Consider the following 3,784-nt stretch of genomic DNA (forward strand, 5'->3'; position numbering starts at 1 on the left):
CCCCCCCCCCCCCCCCCCCCCCCCCCCCCCCCCCCCCCCCCCCCCCCCCCCCCCCCCCCCCCCCCCCCCCCCCCCCCCCCCCCCCCCCCCCCCCCCCCCCCCCCCCCCCCCCCCCCCCCCCCCCCCTCTTCTCAGGCAGAAGCCGGCATGCGGGATGACCTGGTGACTGGAGCTCAGACGTGTGCCCTCCCGACCTGCGGGCATTCAGGCCGTGCAGGTGTACGGCGGGTACGGCTATATGAAGGAATATCCCGTCGAGCGGTACATGCGGGACGCGAAAGCGGTGCAGATGTTCACGGCGCTCGACCGCTTGCCGCGGACGCGGCGCGGGGCGGGAAAGGGAGGCGAACGCGGTGGCTGAAACGGTCCTGATCGGAAGCGCGCGCACGCCGTTCGGCAAGTTCGGCGGCGCCTTGAAAGGCCATTCGGCGACGGAGCTCGGCGGTCTGGCGCTGCAGGGCGCGCTGCGGCGGAGCGGGATCTCCTCGCTGGCGGTCGAGGAGGTCATCATGGGGATGGCGGTGCAGGCCGGCGCGGGGCAAAATCCGGCCCGCCAAGCCGCCCGGTATGCCGGACTCGGCGTCGAGGTGCCCGCCGAGACGGTGAACAAGGTATGCGCCTCCGGCATGCGCAGCATCACGCTCGCGGCGCAGATCATCGCCGCGGGGGACGCGGAGATCGTCGCCGCCGGCGGCATGGAGAGCATGAGCGGCGTTCCGTACGCGCTGCCGGATTTCCGCTTCGGGCGGCGCATGGGCGACGGCGCCGCGGTCGATCTGGTGCTGCGCGACGGGCTTACCTGCGCCTTCGGCGGCCGGCATATGGGCGACTACGCCGAGAGCATCGCCGCCGAGTACGGCATCTCCCGCACCGAGCAGGACGAGTGGGCGCTGCGCAGCCACGAGCGCGCCGTCCAGGGCATCCTGCAGGGCGTCTTCCATTCGGAGATCGTGCCGGTGCCGCTCGCCAGCGGGACGCCCGCCAAGAGCCACGTGTTCGCGATCGACACGGACGAAGCGCCGCGCGGCGACACGAGCCTGGAGAAGCTCGCCGCGCTGCGGCCGGCGTTTTGCGCCGACGGCACGGGCACGATCACGGCCGGCAACGCGCCGGGGCTGAACGACGGAGCGGCGGTCGTGATCGCGGCGTCCAAGGACCGCGCGCTGCGCGAAGGCATCGCGCCGCTCGCCGCGGTCGCCGGGCACGCGACGGTCAGCGTGGAGCCGCGGCTGTACGCGATCGCCCCGGCGCTCGCCGTGCAGAAGCTGCTGCGGCGGCAGGGCCTGCAGCTGGCGGATATCGACCGCTTCGAGGTGAACGAAGCGTTCGCGGCGGTCGTCCTCGCCTGCGGCCGCCTGCTCGGCTGGGACAGCGAGAAAGTGAACGCGCACGGCGGCGCCATCGCGCTGGGCCATCCGGTCGGCGCGAGCGGCGCGCGCATCGTGGCGACGCTCGCGAACGGACTTCGCCGGCGCGGCGGGGGCCTCGGCATCGCCGCGATCTGCAGCGGCGGCGGCCAAGGGGACGCGCTGCTGCTGCGGGTGGACGGTTAGCGGGGCGGGGAGCGCGCGAGCAGGCGCGAAGCAGGAGGAAGGGGCTGGCAAGATGAGCATCAATACGATATCCGTCGTCGGCGCGGGACAGATGGGCGGCGGGATCGCGCAATCGGCGGCGCTCGCGGGGTGCCGCGTGCTGCTGCACGATACCGACGACGCGCGCGTGTCCGCGGCGGTCGAACGGATCGGCCTGTCGCTGATGAGCGGCTCGGCGAAAGGGCGCTATACGCCGGAGGCGGCCGCGACCGCCCTGGCGCGCATCGTGCCGTGCGGCGATTTGAGCGCGGCGATCGGCGCCGATCTCGTCATCGAGGCGGCGACGGAGAACATGGCCGTGAAGAAGCGGATCTTCGCCGCGCTCGACGCGATATGCGCGGAAGGGACGATTTTGGCGAGCAATACGTCGTCGCTGTCGGTGACGGCGCTGGCGTCGGCAACGGGCAGGCCGGAGCAGGTCGTCGGCATGCACTTCATGAACCCGGTGCCGGTCATGAAGCTGGTGGAGCTCGTGCGCGGGCTGCGCACGAGCGACGAGACTTTCAACGAAGCGGCCGCGCTGGCGAAGCGGATGGGCAAGACGCCGCTGGAGGTGCGGGATTACCCCGGCTTCGCGAGCAACCGGATTCTCATGCCGATGATCAACGAGGCGGTCTACGCCGTGTACGAAGGCGTGGCATCGGCCGAGACGGTCGACGGAATCATGAAGCTGGGCATGAACCATCCCATGGGCCCGCTGGCGCTGGCGGATCTGATCGGGCTCGACACATGCCTCGCGATCATGGAGATTTTGCACGAGGGCTTCGGGGACTCCAAATACCGGCCCTGCCCGCTGCTGCGGAACTACGTCCAGGCGGGCTGGCTCGGACGCAAAAGCGGCCGGGGCTTCTACGAATACGCCGGCGCGGAAGGGGGCTGATCCCCGGATGCGGTTCCGGTTCACGGAGGAAGAGGAGGCGCTGCGGGCCAAGGCGCGCGCGTTCGCGGAGGCCGAGGTCGCGCCGGCGGTCCGGGCGATGGAAACGACCGACGCGTTCCCGCGGGCGCTCGTGGACGCGATGGCGCGGGAGGGACTGCTCGGCCTGCCGGTGCCGGCCGCCTGGGGCGGCGGCGGTCACGGCATGGTGGCCTATATGCTGGCGCTCGAGGAAATCTCGCGGGTCAGCGCGGCGGCCGGGGTCATCCTCGCGGTGCACACGTCGGTCGGCACGCTGCCGATCGTATATCACGGCACGGAGGCGCAGAAGCGGCGCTGCCTGCCGCTGCTGGCGTCGGGCGCGTGGCTCGGGGCGTTCGCGCTGACGGAGCCGCACGCCGGCTCGGACGCGTCGACGATCCGCACGACCGCCGCGCGCGACGGCGACGATTACGTGCTGACGGGCACGAAGGTCTTCATCACGAACGCCGGCGAGGCCGATCAGTACGTGCTGTTCGCGGTCGTGCCGGGCGAGCCGGGAGCGGCGCAGCCGTCGGGGACGAAGCCGCGGGCCGGCGGCGGAATCACGGCTTTCCTCGTCGGCAAGGATACGCCCGGCTTCGCCGTCGGCCGCAAGGAGCGGAAGACGGGGCTCCGCGGCTCCAACACGTGCGAGCTGATCCTGGAGGAAGCGCGGGTGCCGGCGGCGCAGCGGCTCGGCGGCGAGGGCGAGGGCTTCCGCATCGCGAAGTCGGCCTTGAGCGGCGGCCGGATCGGCATCGGCGCGCAGGCGCTCGGCATCGCGCGGGCCGCGCTGGCGCTGGCGGAAGCCGAGCTGCCCCGGGTGCCGCGGAGCCTGCGGGGCGAAGCGGCGGCGGAGCTGGAGGGCTTGGCCGCGCAGGTCGAGGCGGCGGCGCTGCTCGTCTACCGCGCGGCGGACCTGCTGCGGCGCGGCCGGGCGTGCGCGAAGGAGTCGTCGATGGCGAAGCTGGCCGCCAGCGACGCGGCCGTCCGCGTCGCCTCGCGGACGCTGCAATGGTGCGGCCCGGACGCGCTGACGGAGGCGCATCCGGCGGAGCGGCTGTTTCGGGACGCGAAGGTGACGCAGATCTACGAAGGGACGAACGAGATCCACCGGATCGTCATATCGGGCGAGCTGCTGAAGAGCTAGCCGAAGGGAAAAAGGAGGCGCAGGCGATATGGAGAACGGCGGCGATTGGAAGGACGGCGGCGAGCCGGCCGGCACGGCGGGCGCCGGCACGGAGCGCGTAGTCCGGCAGGCCGGGAGCGGCGGCGGCTCGGGCGGCGCTCCCGA

4 protein-coding genes are annotated in these 3,784 nt (G+C 72.8%); all 4 read left to right on the forward strand.

Features of this window, described 5'->3' with window-relative positions; translation table 11 throughout:
- Window positions 1–181: 181 nt before the first annotated feature.
- Genes I8J29_RS33190 through I8J29_RS33205 form a run of 4 tightly spaced genes read left to right on the forward strand, consistent with a single transcriptional unit; the run spans window position 182 to window position 3,640 of the window.
- Window positions 182–361 (forward strand): acyl-CoA dehydrogenase family protein, encoded by a 180-nt coding sequence (locus I8J29_RS33190; RefSeq protein WP_420831182.1) that lies wholly within the window; start codon window positions 182–184, stop codon window positions 359–361.
- Entirely contained in the window at window positions 354–1,553 is a 1,200-nt protein-coding gene (locus I8J29_RS33195) for an acetyl-CoA C-acetyltransferase (protein WP_208851531.1), read from the forward strand. The genes I8J29_RS33190 and I8J29_RS33195 overlap by 8 nt, the downstream gene beginning before the upstream one ends.
- A 52-nt stretch (window positions 1,554–1,605) precedes the next feature.
- Window positions 1,606–2,472: a 3-hydroxybutyryl-CoA dehydrogenase gene (locus I8J29_RS33200; protein ID WP_208851532.1), complete on the forward strand. Its 867-nt coding sequence runs from the start codon at window positions 1,606–1,608 to the stop codon at window positions 2,470–2,472.
- A gap of 7 nt (window positions 2,473–2,479) precedes the next feature.
- Complete coding sequence (locus tag I8J29_RS33205; RefSeq protein WP_208851533.1) at window positions 2,480–3,640, forward strand: acyl-CoA dehydrogenase family protein; 1,161 nt, start codon at window positions 2,480–2,482, stop codon at window positions 3,638–3,640.
- Window positions 3,641–3,784 lie beyond the last annotated feature (144 nt).

This window comes from Paenibacillus artemisiicola (assembly GCF_017652985.1).
In the GTDB taxonomy this organism is placed as follows: domain Bacteria; phylum Bacillota; class Bacilli; order Paenibacillales; family Paenibacillaceae; genus Paenibacillus_Z; species Paenibacillus_Z artemisiicola.